Below are 1,641 nucleotides of genomic sequence, written 5' to 3'. Positions count from 1 at the left end.
ACCGCGACCGTGCACGGGCACCCTCCCGCGCCCACCCCCGCATCGACCACCACTGGACACACCCCACAACCACCCACTGAACCACCACCAACAGCAGCGCACAGCCCTGCCCACCACCGCCACCCTGGCGACCGGGGCGGGGCTCGTGTCCTGCCCAATGGTGCGCCGAGTGGGCCCCACGCACCACGGGCGCGGGACCCACTCGCAACCCGAGGGCTACGGGTCAGTCATCACAACCCAACGCCTCGCGGTACACCTGAACCGGCTCCTCCAGGACCGTGTCGCCGACCATCTCACCGGCGGGGGTGATCCTGTCGACCCTGGTTCCGTCCAGCATGACACCATCATTTGCGAGGGCGTCGGCGTACCCCCACACCACGTAGGGAAAATCGCCCTCCGGCTCCATCGTCTTCAGGATCGGCCAGTCATAGGACGAGCCGAGCGCCTCCTCCGCCTCGCTCGCCGCGGAGTCGTCACCGGAGTCGGTCGCCTCGGTCCACTGCCCGATCCAGCCGCAGGCGACGGCACCGGTCACGTCGGCACCGAGGTGGTACTGGTCCCGCACGCCGGCGGACTCGGCAAGGTCGGTCGGATCGAAACCGTCTGGGGTGGGTATGTCCGCCAGCATCTCCTCCACTGCAGCCTCTACGTCGTCAGGCTGGACCACGTCATCCGGCATCGCATCCAGCCACGTATCGACGTCGACCTGCGTGAACGAGCCGACCACGTCCTCCAGTGTGCTCGCGTCGATCTCTTGTCCGTCGTTCAGGACGGTGAGAGTAAGGACCTCGACCACATAGTCTCCCTGCTGCCACAACACCGTGCCGTCACCGGTCTCCGGAGAGAAGAGCAGCACCGCCTCGTGGCCGGCCACAGCCAGCGATCTTTCCTCCTCATACACCGACTGCAGGTTCTCCACTTTCGATGCGTAGTCCCATTCGCTCGCCCAGCCCACGTGCAGCTGGTATGTGCCGTCGGACACTGTCATGGTGCCCTCATTGAGGGTGAACTGTTCGGCGTCGGTGATCTGCCAATCCGGGTGATCAACGATCAGGCGCGGCACGGACTCCGCCACCTTCATCACCTCGCTGGCCCACACCGAACCGCTGTCGGTATTGGTCTGGACGGTGAACGCGGCGGCTGTCGCCACCGCGGCGATGCCCGCCACGGCCGCCAGCCTGCGGCCGGTGACCCACCGCCGAGGCTGACGTCCCGGCGGCTCGGCGCCGGCAACGGTCTCGAGTACTGGTGTGGACATGATCTCCTCCATGAGCTCGGTCTCGGCCGATCGGAGGGGGAGCTCCTCGACGTCGGCATCGGACACCCGGGCGGTCGCGCCCACCAATGCATCCATCTCGTCTCTCACATCTCCTCCTTCTGCCGGACGGGCGTTGGCCTGCCACCTTCTACATGTCCGGACTCGCCGCTGCGTTCGATGCCGGGTCCGCCGCGTCGTTCAGCCCTCCAACCCTGCATTTCCAGTCGTGCCCTCAGCCGTTTGCGAGCTCGGTGCAACCGGGTGCGCACCGTCGCCGGCGGCAGCGACATGACCTCCGCAAGCTCGGTCGGGCTCAGCCCTTCCCAGCTGGTCAGCTGGAGAAGCTCTCGGTCCTGCTCGTCGAGCTCACTCATGGCCGCCCG

The 1,641-nt window shown here is 67.1% G+C and carries 2 protein-coding genes; both read right to left on the bottom strand.

From position 1 onward, the window contains the following. Positions 1-223 precede the first annotated feature (223 nt). The gene (locus tag ELR45_RS26950; RefSeq protein WP_129669069.1) at positions 224-1,366 is read right to left on the bottom strand and encodes a hypothetical protein; all 1,143 of its coding nucleotides are present in this window, start codon (positions 1,364-1,366) and stop codon (positions 224-226) included. Further along, on the bottom strand, positions 1,363-1,641 hold a 279-nt coding region (locus tag ELR45_RS39245; RefSeq protein ID WP_205857344.1), incomplete at its 5' end, for an RNA polymerase sigma factor. The genes ELR45_RS39245 and ELR45_RS26950, both read right to left, overlap by 4 nt.

The sequence above is a fragment of the Phytoactinopolyspora endophytica genome (genome assembly GCF_004138495.1).
Classification (GTDB): domain Bacteria; phylum Actinomycetota; class Actinomycetes; order Jiangellales; family Jiangellaceae; genus Phytoactinopolyspora; species Phytoactinopolyspora endophytica.
The sequence above is the reverse complement of the archived record's forward strand: the minus strand, read 5'-3'. Positions and strand labels throughout refer to the sequence as shown.